15 protein-coding genes are annotated in these 18,740 nt (G+C 70.2%); 10 read left to right on the forward strand and 5 right to left on the reverse strand.

Translation table 11 applies throughout. From position 1 onward, the window contains the following. Nucleotides 1-237: 237 nt before the first annotated feature. The gene (galU, locus tag ACFYXF_RS29310) at nt 238-1,188 is read right to left on the reverse strand and encodes a UTP--glucose-1-phosphate uridylyltransferase GalU (protein WP_389353947.1); all 951 of its coding nucleotides are present in this window, start codon (nt 1,186-1,188) and stop codon (nt 238-240) included. A gap of 537 nt (nt 1,189-1,725) precedes the next feature. On the opposite strand from galU, the gene ACFYXF_RS29315 reads away from it, so the two are divergent. The 3 genes from ACFYXF_RS29315 (at nt 1,726) to ACFYXF_RS29325 (ending at nt 6,085) form a co-directional block, all read left to right on the forward strand. Continuing rightward, the gene (locus ACFYXF_RS29315) at nt 1,726-3,633 is read left to right on the forward strand and encodes an RICIN domain-containing protein (RefSeq protein WP_389353949.1); all 1,908 of its coding nucleotides are present in this window, start codon (nt 1,726-1,728) and stop codon (nt 3,631-3,633) included. Nucleotides 3,634-3,700: 67 nt separating this feature from the next. After that, nucleotides 3,701-5,332, forward strand: coding sequence for a carboxylesterase/lipase family protein (locus tag ACFYXF_RS29320; protein ID WP_389353951.1), 1,632 nt, complete (start codon nt 3,701-3,703; stop codon nt 5,330-5,332). A 102-nt stretch (nt 5,333-5,434) separates the two neighbouring features. After that, the gene (locus ACFYXF_RS29325) at nt 5,435-6,085 is read left to right on the forward strand and encodes a DedA family protein (protein WP_389353953.1); all 651 of its coding nucleotides are present in this window, start codon (nt 5,435-5,437) and stop codon (nt 6,083-6,085) included. A gap of 60 nt (nt 6,086-6,145) precedes the next feature. Here ACFYXF_RS29325 and ACFYXF_RS29330 read toward each other — a convergent pair whose 3' ends face one another. After that, entirely contained in the window at nt 6,146-6,673 is a 528-nt protein-coding gene (locus ACFYXF_RS29330) for a gamma carbonic anhydrase family protein (RefSeq protein ID WP_389353955.1), read from the reverse strand. A 107-nt stretch (nt 6,674-6,780) separates the two neighbouring features. Here ACFYXF_RS29330 and ACFYXF_RS29335 point away from each other — a divergent pair, with 107 nt between their 5' ends. Next, nucleotides 6,781-7,548, forward strand: coding sequence for an acyltransferase (locus tag ACFYXF_RS29335; protein WP_389353957.1), 768 nt, complete (start codon nt 6,781-6,783; stop codon nt 7,546-7,548). Between the two features lie 106 nt (nt 7,549-7,654). Here ACFYXF_RS29335 and ACFYXF_RS29340 read toward each other — a convergent pair whose 3' ends face one another. Further along, complete coding sequence (locus ACFYXF_RS29340) at nt 7,655-8,512, reverse strand: EamA family transporter (protein ID WP_389353959.1); 858 nt, start codon at nt 8,510-8,512, stop codon at nt 7,655-7,657. Nucleotides 8,513-8,654: 142 nt separating this feature from the next. On the opposite strand from ACFYXF_RS29340, the gene ACFYXF_RS29345 reads away from it, so the two are divergent. Beyond that, nucleotides 8,655-9,227, forward strand: a complete 573-nt coding sequence (locus tag ACFYXF_RS29345; RefSeq protein ID WP_369032585.1) for an XRE family transcriptional regulator — start codon at nt 8,655-8,657, stop codon at nt 9,225-9,227. A gap of 43 nt (nt 9,228-9,270) precedes the next feature. Then, nucleotides 9,271-9,834: a YbaK/EbsC family protein gene (locus tag ACFYXF_RS29350; protein WP_389353961.1), complete on the forward strand. Its 564-nt coding sequence runs from the start codon at nt 9,271-9,273 to the stop codon at nt 9,832-9,834. Nucleotides 9,835-9,863: 29 nt separating this feature from the next. Here ACFYXF_RS29350 and ACFYXF_RS29355 read toward each other — a convergent pair whose 3' ends face one another. Next, nucleotides 9,864-11,099 carry a 4-hydroxybenzoate 3-monooxygenase gene (locus ACFYXF_RS29355; RefSeq protein WP_389353963.1) on the reverse strand — a complete coding sequence of 412 codons (1,236 nt, stop codon included), beginning with the start codon at nt 11,097-11,099 and terminating at the stop codon, nt 9,864-9,866. A 145-nt stretch (nt 11,100-11,244) separates the two neighbouring features. On the opposite strand from ACFYXF_RS29355, the gene ACFYXF_RS29360 reads away from it, so the two are divergent. The 4 genes from ACFYXF_RS29360 to ACFYXF_RS29375 all read left to right on the forward strand — a co-directional run bounded on the left by ACFYXF_RS29360 (nt 11,245) and on the right by ACFYXF_RS29375 (nt 16,860). Next, the gene (locus ACFYXF_RS29360; RefSeq protein WP_389354553.1) at nt 11,245-12,723 is read left to right on the forward strand and encodes an alginate lyase family protein; all 1,479 of its coding nucleotides are present in this window, start codon (nt 11,245-11,247) and stop codon (nt 12,721-12,723) included. A gap of 217 nt (nt 12,724-12,940) precedes the next feature. Then, a complete protein-coding gene (locus ACFYXF_RS29365) occupies nt 12,941-13,453 on the forward strand; it encodes an SgcJ/EcaC family oxidoreductase (protein WP_389353965.1) in 513 nt (170 codons plus the stop codon). A gap of 130 nt (nt 13,454-13,583) precedes the next feature. Then, a complete protein-coding gene (locus ACFYXF_RS29370; protein ID WP_389353967.1) occupies nt 13,584-14,168 on the forward strand; it encodes a DinB family protein in 585 nt (194 codons plus the stop codon). A 193-nt stretch (nt 14,169-14,361) separates the two neighbouring features. After that, a complete protein-coding gene (locus ACFYXF_RS29375) occupies nt 14,362-16,860 on the forward strand; it encodes an AAA family ATPase (RefSeq protein ID WP_389353969.1) in 2,499 nt (832 codons plus the stop codon). A gap of 12 nt (nt 16,861-16,872) precedes the next feature. Here ACFYXF_RS29375 and ACFYXF_RS29380 read toward each other — a convergent pair whose 3' ends face one another. Beyond that, a complete protein-coding gene (locus ACFYXF_RS29380) occupies nt 16,873-18,555 on the reverse strand; it encodes a hypothetical protein (RefSeq protein ID WP_389353971.1) in 1,683 nt (560 codons plus the stop codon). Nucleotides 18,556-18,740 lie beyond the last annotated feature (185 nt).

The raw sequence follows: 18,740 nt of genomic DNA on the forward strand, positions 1-18,740 counted from the left end.
CCGCCGCCCCTACCCGTCCCATCCTTCTGGGGGCTGCGCCCCCCGGCCCCCCTTTCGGCCTGAACGGCCTCGTCCTCAAACGCCGGACGGGCTGGGTGGGGGCCCTCCGTCCTCAAGCGTCGGTCGGGCTGGGTGGGGGCCCTCCGTCCTCGAACGCCGGACGGGGTGGAGGGTGGCTCTCGGTCCTCGAACGTCGGCCTGGCTGAAAAGGCGCGCCGGCCGGGCCGGCGGAGTCTTTCAGGCCGCGAGTCGGTCTCCGTCCCCGGTTTTGGTGGAGTGGTCGCTTTCGTCCTTCAGGTCTGTTACGAACTCCTTGAGCCAGGACACGAATTCGGGGCCCAGGTCCGGGCGGGTGCAGGCCAGGCGGACGACCGTGCGCAGGTAGTCCGCCTTGTCGCCCGTGTCGTAGCGGAGGCCCTTGAAGACGATGCCGTGGACCGTGTCGCCGGCTGCCAACTCCTGGAGGGCGTCGGTCAGTTGGATCTCGCCTCCTCGGCCCGGCGGGGTGCGCTCCAGGACTTCGAAGACGGCCGGGTCCAGGACGTAGCGGCCGATCACGGCGTATCGGCTCGGTGCGTTCTCGAGGGACGGCTTCTCCACCAGGCCCGTCACGCGTACGACCCCGTCCTCGTCGGTCGGTTCCACGGCCGCGCAGCCGTAGAGGTGGATCTGCGCCGGGTCGACCTCCATCAGCGCGACGACGCTGCCTCCGTACCGGGCCTGTACGTCCAGCATCGAGGCGAGCAGGGTCTCGCGCGGGTCGATCAGGTCGTCGCCGAGGAGGACCGCGAAGGGCTGGTCGCCCACGTGGTTGCGGGCGCAGAGCACCGCGTGGCCGAGGCCCAGCGGGTCGCCCTGGCGGATGTGGTGGATGTTCGCCAGGCGGGCCGGATCGCGCACCGCGTCCAGCCGTACGGTGTCGCCCTTCGCGGCCAGCGCCTGTTCGAGCTCCGCCGCGTTGTCGAAGTGGTCCTCGATGGCTCGCTTGTGGCGTCCGGTGACCATCAGGATGTCGTCCAGTCCGGCCGCGGCGGCCTCCTCGACGACGTACTGGATGGCGGGCTTGTCGACGACCGGCAGCATCTCCTTCGGCGTCGCCTTCGTCGCGGGGAGGAAGCGGGTGCCGAGGCCGGCGGCCGGGACGACCGCCTTGCGGACGGTCCTGGGTGTGGTGTGGGGGACGATCATGCGGCTCATGCTGGCGCACGGGGATGAGAAACCCCCGAAGGAATGGTGGGAGCGGCCTGTGGGCCTGCCGTGGGTCGTTCACAGGTCGGCTTCCGCCGCCTACAGCTCTTACCGGGCCGGAAGTTGAAGATTGTGTGTGCCATCGGGGCGCTCATGCACACAACTTGGTGGCCGCCGGGGGTTCGATTTCGAATGCCGGTGCGGATACCGGTGGTAACACATCTGAATTCCCTTCGTTTTGAACTTCGGTCACTCGAACTCCTTGTTTCCTGTGAGACGTGTGTGCGAGTGTGAGCCTCCTCGCGCGGGGGCGGAGGTCAGACCCCCTTTTCCCCGCTCGGGATTACGTGCCGGTCGACCCGAAGTCCCGCAGGTGACGAGTCGTAGGTACGAACCAATCAGGCACCTGCTTTCCGGTGGATGTGCAATTCGCTCGCGCCGTCCTGCGGCTTGGAAGGAATTGGTTCTGTGCAATCCCCTCACCCACCGCGCCCGCCCTACCCGCCTCGTCCTGGCGCGAGCCCCGGGGAATCCGATATGAACCTCGCCGCGCGACTGCGCGGGCGGGCGGAGGGCGAGAGCGCGTACGCCGTCGCGCTGCTGCTGGCACGGCACTGGCAGGCGACGTACGACTACGCGGCCATCTGTCTCGCGGCCGAGGGGGACCTCGCCACCATGGCGGCCACGTCGGCCTTTCACCGGGTGCTCGGACGGCTGGAGCGCAGCGAGTCGAATCAGGCCGTGCGGCCCCAACTCCTCGTCGCGGTACGGGAAACGGTCCGCGAGTGGTCCGCCGAGGACGGAATTTCGGTACTGCTTCCGGAACTCCGCAAACCCACCGGCGCGCGTGGGCTACGCGCGGCGAGAGCCCGGACATCCGAAAAGCGGCAACTCGCCGAGCGGTCATTCGGCGTCCTGCCGAGAGCGGCCCAGTGCCTGCTCTGGCACACCGAGGTCGAGGCCGAGCCCATTTCCGTACCGGCCGGTCTGCTGGGAGTCGACTCCGGAAGCGCTTCGACAGCGCTGGAGCAGGCACGCGAGCAATTCCGGACCGCTCTTGTACACGCGCATCGCGAACTCGCGCCGACGAAGGAATGCCGCTTCTACAACCGTCTCCTCGACGTCCCGATCCGACGCGGCGGCGCCCTGCTGCCCGATGTCGAACAGCATCTGCTGGCGTGCCGTCACTGCCGGCACGCGGCCGAGCAACTCAGCCATTTCGAGGGCGAACTCGGCACGCTGCTCGCCGAAGCCGTGCTCGGCTGGGGAGCCCGCCGTTATCTCGACTCCCGCCCGGGCCGCGGCGGCCCGGGCGCCTTCCCCCGCAAGCAGGCCCGCCGGGGCGGTGGGCGTCCCGGCAGCGGTGGCCGCCATCGCCTCATGGCCCATCTCCCGCTGCCCGACGAGCGGTTCGGCCTCCCGAAGCGACGCACGCGGGCCGTGGCCGTCGGGGTCGGTGCCCTGTCCCTCGCGCTGCTGGCGACCGTGCTCACCGCCCGTAACTGGGCGGACGAGAGCACGGTGCCGATGGCCACCTGGGGCGCGGCGAGCGGATACTCGGCCGATCCGGGCTCCGCGTCCCCGGGTTCCACCGCTCGGGGCCAGGACTCCCGGCCACCGAGCGGTGACACGCCCTCGGCCACGGCCGCCGCCTACCCCGGCATGGCCGAACGCGGCAGGCTGCGCCACGTCGCCACGGGCCTGTGCCTGGACATCCGGGGCGGCCGGGTCGTGGCCGGCGCCGACACCCGGCTGGCCGTGTGCTCGTCGGCCGTGACCCAGCAGTGGTCGTACGAGTACGACGGCCTCCTGCGCAGCCTCGCCGACCCCAGCCTGTGCCTTGACTCGCATGCTGCCGACGGGGACGTCGTCCTCACGGCCTGCGTCGGCTCCGACGCGGCGGACGCCGACGAGGTCCGCTACGACCTCACCGTCCAGGGCGAACTGCTGCCCCGCTGGCGCGAGGAACTGGTCGTTGCGCCCGTCTCGCTCCGCGCCGGCGCGGACGTCGTCGTCAGGACGAGGTCCGGGGCGGCGGGGGAGACCTGGACGCTCGACTCCGAGTCGTCCGCGTCCGACGACTCCACCAAGAAGGGCGACGAGGCGAAGGACGGCAAGAACGGCAAGGACGACGAGGGTGCGAAGGGCGGGGAGGCCGGGCAGCAGGGGTCCAAGTCCGATGCAGGGAAGGGGAGTTCGGGGTCGACCGGGTCGCCCGCGCCGACCCCCACACCCACGCCTTCGGCCGAGGCCACTTCCGACGAGCAGTTCGAGACCCGCTACGTCGTGGACGACTGCTGCGACGAGCCCGCCCCGGACCCCGCCCCCGCGACGGCCGCAGCGCCGCAACCGCTGGACGCGGTGGAGCCCGTCGTCGCCTCGGTCGTGCAGACGGTCGGCTCGATCACGGGGGCTGTCGGGTCGCTCCTCGGCCCAGGTGATTGACACGAGTCACTGTCGGCCCTAGTTTCCCCGGCGCGATCACCTTCCCCCACAGAAGGAGCGACGGCCCATGACCGACATCGATCACTGGGACGAACGGGAACGGGAACGGGGCGGAGGTGGTCGCGGGCCGCGCCGGCTGGCGGTCGGGCTCCTGGCCGTCGCCGCCCTGCTCGTGGCCCCCGTCCCGGCGGCGCAGGCCACGCAGGGCGGAGGGACCCTCGTCCGTACCGACGCGGGCTGGGTACGAGGTGAAGTCACCGCCGAGGGACGGCAGTTCCTCGGCATCCCGTACGCCGAGCCGCCCGTCGGCGCCCTCCGCTGGCGGGCCCCGCAGGCGGTCGAACCGTGGCAAGGGGTGCGTACGGCGGGGGAGTTCGGCAACAGGTGCGTACAGATGTCGAGTTGGGACCCGGGCTACGAGCAGCCGAGCCACACCGAGGACTGTCTCGACCTCAATGTGTACGTCCCACCAGGCGCCGCACGCACTCCCGTGCTGGTCTGGCTGCACGGCGGCGGGCTCACCGCGGGCGCCGGTGAGGACGTCGTGCCGGACACCTTCGCCCGGCGTACCGGAGCGGTCGTCGTGACCGTCAACTACCGCCTCGGAGCGATGGGGTTCCTCGCCACGGACGCCCTTGACGGCGAGGCGCGCGACGGGGTCTCCGGCAACTTCGGCATGCTCGACCAGCAGGCGGCCCTGCGCTGGGTACGGGCCAACATCGGCCGTTTCGGGGGCGATCCGGGCCGGGTGACCATCGCCGGCGAGTCGGCCGGCGGCCGTTCGGTGTGCACGCAGCTGGCCTCGCCGACCTCAACGGGCCTGTACCGGGCGGGGATCGTGCAGAGCGGCGCGTACAACGACTGCTCGGCGCGACCGCACACGTCGGCGACGGCACAGGGCGCGGCCTTCGCCGAGAGGCTCGGCTGTACCGGTGCCGGGGCCCTCGGCTGCCTGCGGTCCAAGTCGGCCGCCGAGATCCTGGCCGCGCAGGGCGGCTTCGACTGGGCCCCGGTGACCGGCGGGGCCTTCCTGCCCGTGCAGCCCTTGGAGGCGTTCGCGAACGGGGCCGCCGCGCGGGTGCCGGTGCTCAACGGCGCCAACCGGGACGAGGGCAGGATGTTCGCCTTCGCCGCCTTCGACGCAAACGGCACCCCGCTCACCACCGAGCGGTACCCCACGGTCATGCGGGCGGCCTTCGGCGACCGCGCCCTGGCGCGCTACCCGCTGTCGGCGTACCCCTCGCCGAGCATCGCCTACGGCACCGCCCAGGGCGACGGACTGTTCGCCTGCCCCGCGCTCCGGCTCGACACGGTGCTCGCGAAGCGCGGTCCGGTCTACACGTACGAGTTCGCCGACCGGACCTCACCGCCCTTCGCCTCGCTGCGGAACCTGGGTACGGACTTCGACTTCGGGGCGACGCATGTGAACGAGGTGCAGTACCTCTTCAAGCACTTCGGCCTGGAGTCGCCGTTCGACGCCGAGCAGCGGGTGCTGTCGCGGCAGATGGTCCAGTACTGGGGGTCCTTCCTGCGGGGTGGTGTCCCGCGTGCGGAGGGGCAGCCCGCGATGCCGGATCGCCCTGGTCTGGTGCTCTCGCTGCGGACTGGGGCGGTGGGCGGGAATGTCCTGAGCGGGGATATTGGGCGGGAACATCAGTGCGACCTGTGGGACTCGGCGGCGGCCTCGGTGTCACCGTGACCCGGTAGGCTTCCCGGCGGGCGCCCGTGGGCGGGCGCCCGCCGGGAACGCGGAAGAACGCAGACGTACCGGGCGTACGGCGAGATCGGAAGGAAACCGGCGTTGCACGTGCAGGAGTGGCTGGAGACGATCCCGGCGGTCAGTATCTACGCGCTGGTGGGACTGGTCATCGGGCTGGAGAGCCTGGGCATTCCGCTGCCGGGCGAGATCATCCTGGTCTCCGCCGCGCTGCTCGCCTCCCAGCACGGTGAGATCAATCCGTTCGTCCTCGGCGCGTGTGCGAGTGCCGGCGCGATCATCGGTGACTCGATCGGTTATGCCATCGGGCGCAAGGGTGGGCGGCCGTTGCTGGCCTGGCTCGGCGGGAAGTTCCCCAAGCACTTCGGGGAGGGGCACATCGCGACCGCGGAGCGGTCGTTCGAGAAGTGGGGGATGTGGGCCGTCTTCTTCGGGCGGTTCGTTGCTTTGCTGCGGATCTTCGCGGGGCCCCTCGCGGGGGTGCTGCGGATGCCGTACTGGAAGTTTCTGATCGCCAATGTGCTGGGTGGGATCGTCTGGGCGGGTGGGACCACCGCCGTCATCTACTACGTCGGGGTTGTCGCCGAGTCGTGGTTGAAGCGGTTCTCTTGGCTGGGGTTGGTGTTGGCGGTGTTGTTCGGTCTTACGTCGATGCTGGTGCTGAAGCGCAAGGCGAAGAAGATGGGTGCTCCGCGGGAAGCCGAAGTGGAGAGCGCCGTGGGGGCTTCTGAGTGAGTTTGGGCGCGGGCCGTTCGTGGCTTGTCGCGCAGTTCCCCGCGCCCCTGGGTAAGCCGCCTACTCGTGGGATTTCTTATGGGCCTTGGCCAGCTGTGCGTAATGCGTGCCGTTCAAGGTGACTCCCTGTTGTTCCTCCGCCGTCAGTTCTCGGCGTACCTTCGCTGGTACGCCTGCCACCAGTGAACCCGGGGGGATCTGCATGCCCTGGGGGACCAGGGCCTGGGCTGCTACCAGGGAGCCTGTGCCGATTACCGCGCCGTTCAGGACTGTGGCGCCCATGCCGATCAGGCAGTCGTCCTCGACCGTCGCGCCGTGGACGACCGCGTTGTGGCCCACGGAGACGCGTTCGCCGATCGTGACCGGGAAGCCCGGGTCGGCGTGCAGGGTGCAGTTGTCCTGGATGTTGCTGTCGGCGCCTACCGAGATCCGTTCGACGTCGCCGCGCAGTACCGCGCCGTACCAGACGCTCGCGCCCGCCTCCAGGGTCACGTCCCCGATCACCGTGGACGTGGGTGCCACGAAGGCATCCTCGTCCACTTTCGGTTCCCTGTCGCCGATGCCGGTGATCAACGCCCTGTGCGTCATCTCGCCTCCTGGTCCTGGATTACCCCAGACCGTACGCCACCTCCGTGGGGTGAAGATCACAGGTCCCGCGCATGCTGGGCCCGGTCGGCCGTGAGTACGGTGAGCGGGTGCCCAAGCCCAAGAACACGTTCTCGTCATGGCGGCGTCGGCTGGCGCAGCGCGCGGTGCACGCGGGCTGGGCCTGGGTGCAGCGCACGGGTTCCGTGACCGCCGAGAACCCCGGGCGGCTGGCCTTCCGGGCGATGGGAACAGGTACCAGGCTCGCCTTCCCGCTGGGCACGGTCTTCGGTGAACCCTGGATCGAGCTGGGATCGCACTGCATCGTCGGGGAGCAGGTGACCCTGACGGCCGGGCTGATGCCCGACCTCGACATGGGCCCGGACGCGATCCTGCGCATCGGCGACGGAGTCGTCCTCGGCCGGGGCAGTCATGTCATCGCCGACACGACGGTCACGATCGGCAGCGACTGCTACTTCGGGCCGTATGTGTATGTAACGTCCACCAATCATTCGTACGACGATCCGCACGAGCCCATCGGCAAGCAGTGGCCGCGCATGGAGCCGGTGGAGATCGGCCCGGGCTGCTGGATCGGGACCGGTGCGGTGATTCTGCCGGGGGCGCGGATCGGGCGGAACGTGGTGGTGGCGGCCGGTGCGGTGGTGCGTGGGACGGTGCCGGACCACGCCGTGGTGGCGGGGGCTCCGGCGAAGGTTGTGCGGCGGTGGACGCCGGAGGGTGGGTGGCGGCCGCCGTTGCGGACGCCGGCGCCGATTCCGATTCCCGATGGGATCACTCCGGAGCAGTTGCGGGCGTTGGCGGAGTTGGATGCGGGGGCGGCGGCGAGGTTGGCGGAGCTGGATGCCGAGGAGTATTGACGCTGTGGGTTCGGTGTGAGGCTGCGGGTTCGGTGGGGGCTGGGCGCGCAGTTCCCCGCGCCCCTGACGAGGCGCCCCTTCGGGGCTGCCTCGTCAGGGTGCTCGTTCAGCCTGTCGCCAGTAGGAGTGTGCCCACCAGGGCCAGGCCCGCTCCCGTTGCCTGGATCGCGCGTAGGCGTTCGCTCAGGAAGCCGCGTGCCGCGAGGGCGGTGACCACCGGGTAGAGGGAAGCGAGTACGGCGGCCACCGTGACCGGGCCGTGTTGGGCCGCGATCGAGTAGGTGCCGTTGGCGGCGACGTCGGCCAGGCCGACGAAGGCGAGTGCCGGGAGGGACTGCCAGGGGAAGCCGCCCGCCGGGAGGGCCGCGCCGCCCCGGCGGACCGAGACGTACAGCGCGGTGCCGCCGACGGCCACGTTCGTCACGCGCTGCACGAAGAGCGCGAGGAACAGGCCGGTGAGGGTGGTCGACGCCTCCGCGATCAGGGCGAACACCGTGCCGAAGCCGAACGCCGCGAGGAGGGTCAGGAGGATCGCCTGCCGTTGTACGGGCGCGCCCCTGAGCTGCGGTCCGCCCGCGAGGACGACGCCGACGACGGCGACCGCGATCCCCGCGAACTGGATGAGCCCGGGACGCTCGCCGAGGAAGAGCCCGACGCTGATGGGGACGGCGACGCCGAGTGAACCGAGCGGGGAGACGACCCCCATCGGGCCCAGAGCGAGGGCCTTGTAGAAGGAGAGGAGGGCCACCGGTCCGACGAGACCCGCTGCGAGCGCGAACCACAGCCGGGGACCGGCCTCGCTCAAGCCGCCGGTGAGGACCACGATCGTGCCGAGCACGACCGCCGCGATCGACTGCGAGACCACGACCACCGTCAACGCGGACATGCGCCTGGTCAGGAGGCCGCCGCCGAAGTCGGCCAGCCCCCAGAGGAGGCTGGTGGCCAGGGCGAAGAATGCGGTCATCGGGACGCCTCGCAGTACAGTGGAGTGAACGATTCGGTTCACCACACAGTAGTGCAGTGAAGTGAACTCTGTCATTCATAATGTTGTACTAGTAGTCTCGTGCCTAGTCTTGTGCTCAGAATCTTGTCCTCAGGGTGGAACGTTGTCGGATCTCGACCTGCTGACCCAGTCGCTGGCGCGCAGCGTGAAGCGCTGGCGCGCCGAGCGCGGTTTCACCCTGGAGACGCTCGCCGCGCGGGCCGGGGTCAGTCGCGGGATGCTCATCCAGATCGAGCAGGCCCGCACCAACCCCAGCCTCGGCACGGTCGTGAAGATCGGCGACGCGCTCGGCGTCAGCATCACCACTCTGCTCGACTACGAACAGGGGCCGAAGGTCCGTATCGTCCCCGCCGACCAGGCCGTACGGCTGTGGCACACCGACGCCGGGAGCTACAACCGGCTGCTCGCGGGCACCGAGGCGCCGGGCCCGCTGGAGCTGTGGGACTGGCGGCTCATGCCCGGCGAGAGCAGCCCGTCCGACCCGCACCCCGCGGGCACGTTCGAGATCCTCCATGTGACGGCGGGCGAACTGACGCTCACGGTCGACGGGGTCGAGCACCGGGTCCCGGCGGGCGCGAGCGCCACCTTCGAGGCCAACGTCCCGCATACGTACGGCAATGACGGCGCCGTTCCGCTGGAGATGATGATGTCTGTGTCGGTCCCGCCGGTGAGCTGAGACACCGGGTGAGGGGGCCGTCCCTGGCTGTTAGCGTGCCGTCATGCGTGCACCCATCGGAGACTTCGACACGGCCACCCCCGCTCCCGACTGCCTCGACGAACTCGTCAGTCCGGTCGCCGACGCCGTACGCCGGTGGGCCGGCAGTACTCCCGCCGACCAGATCGTGTACGTCGACACCGACCCGGAGTGGGCCGACACCGCCGTCTTCGTGGAGCACTACGGGCGGGAGCTGCTCGAACAGTCGGCGAACTGTGTGGTCGTGGCTGGCAGGCGCGGTGGCGAGACCACCCTCGCCGCATGTCTCGTCCTCTCCACCACCCGGGTCGATGTGAACGGGGTGGTGCGTCGCCAACTCGGCGCCCGTAAGGCCTCGTTCGCGCCGATGGACACGGCTGTGGGGGAAAGCGGGATGGAGTACGGGGGCATCACACCGGTCGGACTACCGGAATCCTGGCCCCTGTTGGTCGACTCGGCCGTCGTCGACCTTCCCTGGGTGCTCGTCGGGAGTGGTCGTCGGCGCGGCAAGCTGCTGGTGCCGGGTAAGGCGTTCACCGAGCTGCCGGGTGCGGTGGTGCTGGAGGGGCTCGGGCTGGGCGTCAACTGACGTCAGGGGGCGCGGCTGGTGAGCCCCTGTCAGTGGTCGGCGTCCCTGCCGATGTACACGTCGGCGAACGCGGCCGCCGCTGCAGGGGAGTTGAGGATCCGGCGAAGGCGAGCGAGGGTCGTGCCGGAGCGGAACGGGTCGCCCGACGATGCCCCGTGGTAGATGTCCGACAGCCACAGGGAGAACTCCTGGTACTGCCAGACGCGGCGCAGACACGCGTCCGAGTAGCCGTTCAGGGCGTCCGGGTCGCCCTTCGTGAGGTAGTCGACGAGTCCGTCGCCGAGCAGGAAGGCGTCGTGCAGGGCGAGGTTCATGCCCTTGGCGGCGATGGGTGCGGTGAGATGGGCCGCGTCGCCGGCCAGGAACAGCCGCCCGAACTGCATGGGTTCCACCACGTAGTTGTGCATGTCGAGCACGCGCTTCTCGATCAGGCGGCCCTCGTTGAGCGGGGGCGCCCCCAACGCGCTCAGCCTTTCGTGGAGTTCGGCCCAGACGCGGTCGTCCGGCCAGTTCTCCGGGTCGTCGCCGGGTGGGCATTCGAGGTAGTAGCGGGTGACCTCGGGACCCCGGGCCATGTGCCCGGCGAAGCCGTTCGGGTGGATGCCGAACATGACGCAGTCGTTGGACGGCGGCGCCTCGGCGAGCAGGGCCAGCCAGCCGATGCCGTAGTCGTGCCGCGCGACACGGGCGTGCGCCGCCGGAATCGCCGTACGGGTCACACCGCGTGCGCCGTCGCAGCCCGCGATGAACTCGCCCGGTACGTAATCCCGTTGACCTGTCTCGGCCGAGATGTACGACACCGAGGGCCGGTCGGTGTCGAGGTCGTGCACGAGAACGTCCTTGACGCCGAACCGGATGTCGCCGCCGCGTACGTCCGCGTACTCGCGCACCAGGTCGGTCACCAACAGCGGCTGGGGATAGGCGAAGTGGCGGTGGCCCGACAGTTCGGCGTACTCGAAACGATGACGTCGGCCGCCGAACCGGAACTCGCACTTCGTGTGCGTACCGGCCCGCTCCAGCAACGTGTCGGCCAGGCCCCGCTGTTGGAGCGCGCGGACCGCCCACTCCTCGATGAACCCGGCCCGGGGGTGCTGCTCGATGAACGCCCTGCTCTCCGTCTCCAGCACCACACAGTCGATGCCGGCGGCCCGCAGGATGTTCCCGACGGTGAGCCCGGCGGGGCCGGCGCCCACGATCACGACCGGAAAGCGTTGCGTGGAGGGGGAGTTGGGCGTCGTGCCTGGGGGAGGTGAGGCGAAGGTCACTCCAGCATTATGTCGACCGCTCGCCCTGGTTGGGTAACCCGCACTTTTCGTTATCGGCGGTTCTGGGGCGCGTCTCCTCTCCGTACGCACCGCACCCCCCGATTCAAGGACCGCAGCTTTGAACACAAGGATCAGCCGTCGCGGCATGCTCAAGTTCACCGGCGCGACGGCGGGCGCCGTCGCCATCGGTACGACCCTCGCCGCCCCGCAGGCCACGGCGGCCGGCGCGAGTCTCGTACACCCGGGCCTGCTGCACACCCGTACGGATCTGGACCGGATGGCGAAGAAGGTGAAGGCCGTGGCGGCGCCGTACACGGCGGGCTTCGCACGGCTGACCGCCAACTCCCATGCGCAGAGCGGCTGGACGGCCAACCCGCAGGCCATCGTCTACCGGGGCGACGGCTCGCCGCAGAACTACCGGACCCTCTACAACGACATCCACGCGGCCTACCAGAACGCCCTGCGGTGGCACGTCACCGGCGAGAGCGCGTACGGCGACACCGCCGTTGCCATCCTCAACGCCTGGTCGTCGACGCTGACTTCGGTGCAGGGCTCCGCCGACCGGTTCCTCGCGGCCGGCCTGTACGGCTACCAGTTCGCCAACGCGGCCGAACTCGTCCGCGACCACGCCGACTTCGACCTCGCGCGCTTCCAGAAGATGATGCTCGACGTCTTCCATCCGCTCAGCGAGGACTTCCTGGCGAACCACAACGGCGCTGTCATCAGCAACTACTGGGCCAACTGGGATCTCACGGCCATCGCCTGCGTCCTGGCCGTCGGCATCCTCTGCGACGACCGCGCCAAGATCGACCGGGCCGTCGAGTACTTCAAGCACGGCGCGGGGATGGGCTCGGTCAAGAACGCCATGCCGGTCGTGTACGAGGACGAAGGCCTCGCCGAGTGGGTCGAGGCGGGCCGCGACCAGGGCCACGCGCTCCTCGGCGTCGGCCTGATGGGCACGATCTGCGAGATGGCCTGGAACCAGGGCATCGACCTGTACGGCTACGACGACAGCCGGTTCCTCAAGGGCGCCCAGTACGTGGCCAAGTGGAGCATGGGCGGCGAGGTGCCGTACACGGCGAACACCCGCAGGAAGGGTGCGATCAACGGCTGGTCGGGCAGCGAGACGGCAGCGGCGGCAGCCGCCGTGGACCCGGCGATGACCCGCCCGATCTGGGCCATGATCGCCAATCACTACACCAAGCGGCGGGGTCTGTCGGCGACCTATCTGACCCGTGTCGCCGCACAGGCGGCACCCGAGGGCGGTGGCGGAGACTACGGGCCCAACAGTGGTGGATACGACCAACTGGGCTTCGGGACACTGGTGTTCAGCCGGGACAGGGCCAGTGCGAGCGAGAGCGTGGGGGCGGGCGCGAGTCCGAGTCCCGCTGCCAGTGCCAGTGCCAGTGCCAGTGCGAATTCGGGTGCGGGGGCCGGCTCGGGTGTTAGCCCGAGTGCCAGTGCGGTCGGGGGTGCGGTTCCTCAGGGCGGCGAGGGCGATGACCTCGCCGCGACCGGTTCGACGGATGTCGTCGCCTGGACCGCCGCGACCGGTGTCACCGCGCTCGCCGGCGGACTTCTGCTGCTGCGCAGGCGCAATCGATCCGGCGGCGCTGCACAGTAGGGGCGCCGAAAAGTCGAACTTTGGTCAACTCGTGGAGGAATTTGGAGTGATTGAGAGGGATTTCGGCTCTGTCCCTAGGTGTTCACATGATCGCTGTCCGTCATTTGGAACTTACTTGCCCATTTACAGGACATGCGATGGTCCGGCCTTTACCGCGGCTCCGTGAAAGTGACAACCATTCCTGCCCCCAACAGGAGTCCCTCGAACAGGAGTTGTGATGAAGCATCACCTGCGTGGCCGTGCCGCGATAGCCACCGCCGCAGCGCTCGTTGCCGCGGGCACCATCACGGCCGGTGTGAGCGCCGCGTCGCCCGAGCACCAGAGCAAGCCGAAGAACACGCTGCCGACCAAGGCCCAGATCGCGGGTCTCTTCGACCACTGGAACGCCGCGCTCCAGACCGGTGACCCGGAGAAGGTCACCGCCCTCTACGCGCCGAACGCCGTGCTCCTGCCGACGCTCTCGCCGAAGATCCGCACCACGCACGCCGAGATCGCGGACTACTTCGTGAGCTTCCTGAAGAAGAAGCCGGTGGGCGAGAAGCTCCAGACGATCATCAACATCCTCGACGACAACTCGGCGATCGACACCGGGCTCTACGAGTTCCACGTCACCGACCCGACGACCGGTGTGAAGTCGACGGTCGAGGCGCGCTACACGTACGAGTACGAGAAGATCGGCGGCAAGTGGCTCATCCAGAACCACCACTCGTCGGTTCTGCCCGCGGAGTGAACCTCGTGGGGTGAACCGGCCCCCGTGTCATCCGAGCCCGGCCCACCGGTCCGTACCGGTGGGCCGGGCTCGTGCGTCCCGCGCGTACGGATCTTGAGGCCACGAGCAGCCCATGGCAGGCTCAAGCCGCATGATCGATGAATTCGCGAAGGACACCCTGCACGGGCGACTGCGGCGGGACCGCGAAGCGCTGCTCTGGAAACTCGACGGCTTGTCCGAATACGACGCCCGCCGGCCTTTGACAGCGACCGGGACCAATCTCCTCGGCCTCGTCAAACACGTGGCCTCCGTCGAGGCCAGGTACTTCGGCGAGGTCTTCGGCCGCCCTTCCCCGGAACCGCTGGGCCGGTGGCAGGACCACGACGGCGGCGATCTGTGGGCGGCCGAGGACGAGACCCGCGATCAGATCATCGGGTTCTACCGGCGCACGTGGGAACACTCGGACGCGACGATCAGCGAGCTTCCCCTCGACGCCCCCGGCCACGTGCCGTGGTGGCCGGAGCCTCGTCCCAACACGAACCTGTTCGCCGTCATGGTCCATGTCCTAGGCGAGTCCATCCGGCATACCGGGCACGCCGACATCCTGCGCGAGGGCCTCGACGGCCGGACCGGGGTGCGCGCCGAATACGAGTCGCAGATCGACGAGGAAGCCCGTGCGGCCTACTGCGCGAAGATCGAGCAGGCCGCCAGGTCGGCCGCACCGATCAAGGCTTAGAGGGGCTTGGCGGTTGTCTCGGGTGACTTGAGGTTCGTGCGGCATGACGCCGGTCGGGGGTGCTGATCCATCGAAGCGTCGGGTTCCTGATGAACTCCGGGAGCGGGCGAGGCGTGACTGGGCAAGCGGCCAAGATCTCCTTACGGTTGGATCCGACCGCCCCGCAGGGGCACCGGGGTACGAAGGGGGCTCAGTGGAAGCCGAGTTGACGGCGCTCGCGGCGACGGCGGTGACAGCTCTGACCGGGCTGATGGTGACGGAGTCGTGGGAGCAGGCCAAGCTGGGACTCGCCCGGTGGTTCCGGCGCCGTGGCGTGGACGAGGACCCGCAGGGCGAACTCCAGGCCGACAGCGACGAGTTGGCGCGTGCCCGCGCCGACGGAGACGAGCGGGCCGCCGAACGGGTCGAGGAGCAGCTGCGTGAGCGTCTCCTTCGCGTTCTGCGGGACGACCCGGAGGCTCCGGGGGAGCTGGCGCGGCTGATCACCGAACTGGCGCCGGACACACCGGTCACGTACGTCAGTTCGGTCAGCGGGGGCGTGCATCACGGCCCCTCCTTCCAGGGCGCGCACATTCACGGTGACATCACCTTCACCGTGCCGGTGCCGGCGGGGACGGGACCGCGGCCGAACCAACTGCCCGCTCGGACGTACAGATTCGTCAACCGGGACGAGCAGATCAACGAGCTGCGCCAAGCGTTCCCCGCGGCCCGGACCGGCTCCGACCACGTCGATCTCGTGGTGGTGTCGGGAGTCTCCGGAGTGGGCAAGACCGCGACGGCCCTTCGGTTCGCGGAGACGGTTCAGGACCTCTATCCGGACGGTCAGTTGTACGTGCCCTTCGCCGGTCTGCGCGACCAATCGGCATCTTCGCCCTCGGTCGGTACGGGCGTCGCGGATGTCAGCGAGGCCCTGGCCATGTGCCTGAGTGGCCTGGGCGTCGGAGAGGACGCGATGCCACGGACCGTCGAGGCACGCGCCAACCTGTTGCGGTCCTGCTCCGCAGACCTGCGCATCCTGCTCGTACTCGACGATGTGACCGAACCCGCACACGTTCGCGCGCTGATCCCGAAGGGGCCCGGCAGCGGGGTGCTGGTCACGGCTCACGGGACGCTGGGCGAGCTGGTGGCTCAGGACGACGCGACACCGGTCGGCCTCAAACCGCTCGACGAGCACGGCGGTCTGGCCCTGCTGGCGGACCTCTGCCAGAGTGCCGTGGACGCCGACCAGGCGGACGCCAAGCAGCTGGTGGAGCTGTGCGGCGGACTGCCCGTCGCCCTGCGGATCGCCGCGGCCCGGCTCAAGACCGAGGAAGGTCTGACCACGGCCGAGCTGGTGGAGGAACTGTCCGACGAGACGGACCGGCTGGCCGGTCTGTCCCTGCCCGCCGAGGAGCTCTCCGTGTCCGCCGCCCTGGGACCTTCCTACCGGCTCCTGCCGCCCGACGCGGCCCGGCTCTACCGCCTTCTCGGCTGGCTGCCCACCAGCCGTTTCGACGCCGGGGTGGCCGCGGTCGCCGCCGATGTCGACACGCGGGTGGCCAAGCGGCTGCTCCGCGTACTCGCGGCCGCGAGCCTCGTACAGCGAGAGGAGGACAACCGCTACGTCATGCACGACCTGATCCGGCTGCACGCCCGGGAACGCGCGGACCAGGAGGAGCCCGCGACCGGGGAAGCGGAACTGATCGGGCGGGTGGCCACGCACTACCTCGTCCTCACCGCGTTCGCCGACCGGGCGATCAAGAGGAAGCGAAAGCGGATCGCCGACCTGTCCGCACTGCTCCGCGATGCCGACAACCCCTTCGCCGCCCCCGACGGTCCGGCACCGCTCGTATGGCTGGACACCGAGCGTGCCGCCGTCCTGGGCGTTCTGCGCGCGGCCTCCCGGCACGGGCTGCACACCCTGGTCTGGCAGCTGGCCGAGGCGTTCACGGTCCTGTTCCTCCACCGTCGTTACCTCGACAGCTGGCGTGAGTCGCTGGAACTGGGCGCGGAGGCCGCTTCGGTCGCCTCTGCGGAAGCGGCCGAAGCTCGGCTGCGCAGCCTGCTGTCCCGCCCGCTGATGGACCTGGACCGGCACGACGAGGCGCGCACCCAGCTGGAGCAGGCCCTCCGGCGCGCCGAGACGGTCGACGACCTCGTGCTGCGCGCCTCGGTCCTGGAGTTCCAGGGACGGTATCTGGACCGGCACGATCCCGAGAACGCGGCGGCGGCGTACCGGCGTTCCCTCGCCCTCAACGAACAGGCCGGGGAAGCACGAGGAGCAGCCATCGCCCGTGTCTTCCTCGGCAGCGCGCTGTCCGTCGGCGGGGAGCACACCGAGGCGCTGGCCGTACTGCGCCGGGCCCACGACGACCTGCTGGCCGACGAGGAGCCGGATGTGCGGATGGCGGCCCGGGCACTGGCCGCGATCGGCCTCGTACGCGATCGTCTGGGCGACACGGAGGCCGCGGACCGGGACTTGCAGGAGGCGGTCCGGATCCTGCGGGAGCGGGACGCGACGCACTACGCGGCCGAAGCCCTGGTGGGGCTTGCCGGCATCGCCCAGCGGACCGGTGCCGACACGGCCCTGGTACGGGGTCACCTCACCGAGGCGCTGGAGATCTACGAGCGTGACGGCAACCCGGCGGCGGGGGAACTGCGGCGGCGCCTGGACGAGTTGGACAGCGAGGACGCCCCGGACGTCGGCGACTGAGGGCCGCGGTGTTCAGCGGGCGACGCCCGGGCGGAGGCGCAGGACGACGTCCTCCTCCCGCAGAGCGCCCACTCGCGCGGTGACGGGGGAGCCGTCCATCGGGAGGCCCGCACGTAGGGCGGCGTAGACGACCGAGGCCAAGACCCCTGGGTCCCGGGCTCCTCCGGTGGCGGTCGCCTCCACGATCCGGCCGTCCCGGAGCCCGGCCAGGCAGGTCTGTCCTCGTACGTCCGACACGGCCAGGAGACTTCCCGGAAGGCGGGCGAGCGTGTCCTGGATCCACCGCAGCGCACCGGCGGCCGTCGGGTCCGTCCGGCGCCGGACGATCACTGAAGCACTTGCGGCCACTCGTCCGTCGCGTTCGTCGTCTGTGCAGGCGAGATGGGAGAAGAGTGTGGGACCGTCGGGTGCCGCACCGGCGTATCCGGCTACGGCCGACGGAACACGCCGTACGGCAACGGTCGGCCCGCCGCTGTCCTCGCCGACCTCGGTGGTCACCCGCCAGGAGGTGACCGGCGCGGTGGGCGTGTCGGGCAGGGGTACGGCCAGCGGGTGCGGCGGCTCTGTGGCGGGCTCGGGGAGCCGGAGCAGGCGGTAGAGGGCGGTGCGGAGGCGTGCCAGGGCATGGCCGGGTTCGGCGAAGGCCCGCGCGGCGACCGGCGCGTAGCGCTCGGGTGTGTGCTCGCGTACGGCGTCCTCGATCTGTTCGTGCAGGTTGCCGCGTGGGTCGAGCCGGGGTGCCAGGTCCGCCATGGTGTGGACGGCGGTGCCCGGTACCGCGTCGGCGCCGAACGCGGCGAGCAGCAGCGGCGTACCCAGGGAGGCGCCGTACAGACTGACCGATCCGTGGTCGCCGACCAGGACGTCGGCCGCGACGAGGGCGGGGCGCCAGGCGTGCACGGCGGGCATCAGCAGCAGACCGGCGTCCAACGCGGCGGCCTGCAACGTGCGCAGCTGCCAGGAGCCGTGCGCCGACCAGACGTTGGGGTGGACGATCGCGCCGACCTTGTAGTCGTCGTAGGGGAGTTGGGCGAGGAGGCGGGCGGGGAGGTCCGGCTGGGTCCCCAGGAGGGACGTCGGTCCCCAGGTCGAGCTCACCATGACCAGCTTCTGGTCCACCCGGACACCCAGTGCCTCCCGGTAGGCCGGTCTCATCGGTCTGCTGCTCAGCAGTTCGTCGAGACACGGATCGCCCACCAGGAGAGTGCGTCCCGCGGCCTTCGGGTGGGTGGCGAGCAGTTGCTCCTCCTGCGACGGATGGGAGACGGCCAGCCAGGCCCGGCCGGATTCGAGCAGGGAGTCAGGGACGACACCGGACAGTCGCTCGTGCGGCCCGCGCGAGTCCGGGACGAGCTTCTGGAACCCCACGCCGTGCGGCAGCACGAGGACGGGGCAGTCGCCCTCCGGTACGTCGATGTTCTCGCTGGCGGACAGGATGAGATCCGGGGCCACCTCCGCCAGCTGTTCCCAGGGCATGACACGGCACCCGGTCTCGTGCAGGAGGCTGAGGACGCCGGAGTCGAAGGCCGAGGTGGGGTCGTACGCGAAGACGACGGTGACGCGGTGGTCGCCGCGCAGCAGTGCCGGAAGCGTTTCGAGGACGCGTACGGTCGAGGTGACCGTGCGGGCGGCCACGACGAGGGTTCGTTCGCCGTGGAAGGTGCTCCACCGGTGGGCGTCGTGCCCCACGGGCACGCGAAGCGGCCGGCTACCGGACAAGGCACCCGCCTCTAACAAACCCGCTCCTCCAGCCGGCTCGCGGCTCGCGGCTCGCGGCTCGCGGCTCGCGGCTCGCGGCTCGCGGCTCGCGGCTCGCGGCTCGCGGCTCGCGGCTCGCGGCTCGCGGCGACGATCTGGTATCACACATCAAGCCGCGCTTT

Source organism: Streptomyces sp. NPDC002680 (assembly GCF_042889145.1).
Taxonomy (GTDB): Bacteria; Actinomycetota; Actinomycetes; order Streptomycetales; family Streptomycetaceae; genus Streptomyces; species Streptomyces adonidis.

Coding starts and splice junctions, on each gene's coding strand:
- galU (WP_389353947.1), bottom strand. CDS start 1,188: ATGATCGTCCCCCACACCACACCCAGGACCGTCCGCAAGGCGGTCGTC.
- ACFYXF_RS29315 (WP_389353949.1), top strand. CDS start 1,726: ATGAACCTCGCCGCGCGACTGCGCGGGCGGGCGGAGGGCGAGAGCGCG.
- ACFYXF_RS29320 (WP_389353951.1), top strand. CDS start 3,701: ATGACCGACATCGATCACTGGGACGAACGGGAACGGGAACGGGGCGGA.
- ACFYXF_RS29330 (WP_389353955.1), bottom strand. CDS start 6,673: ATGACGCACAGGGCGTTGATCACCGGCATCGGCGACAGGGAACCGAAA.
- ACFYXF_RS29340 (WP_389353959.1), bottom strand. CDS start 8,512: ATGACCGCATTCTTCGCCCTGGCCACCAGCCTCCTCTGGGGGCTGGCC.
- ACFYXF_RS29350 (WP_389353961.1), top strand. CDS start 9,271: ATGCGTGCACCCATCGGAGACTTCGACACGGCCACCCCCGCTCCCGAC.
- ACFYXF_RS29360 (WP_389354553.1), top strand. CDS start 11,245: ATGCTCAAGTTCACCGGCGCGACGGCGGGCGCCGTCGCCATCGGTACG.
- ACFYXF_RS29365 (WP_389353965.1), top strand. CDS start 12,941: ATGAAGCATCACCTGCGTGGCCGTGCCGCGATAGCCACCGCCGCAGCG.
- ACFYXF_RS29370 (WP_389353967.1), top strand. CDS start 13,584: ATGATCGATGAATTCGCGAAGGACACCCTGCACGGGCGACTGCGGCGG.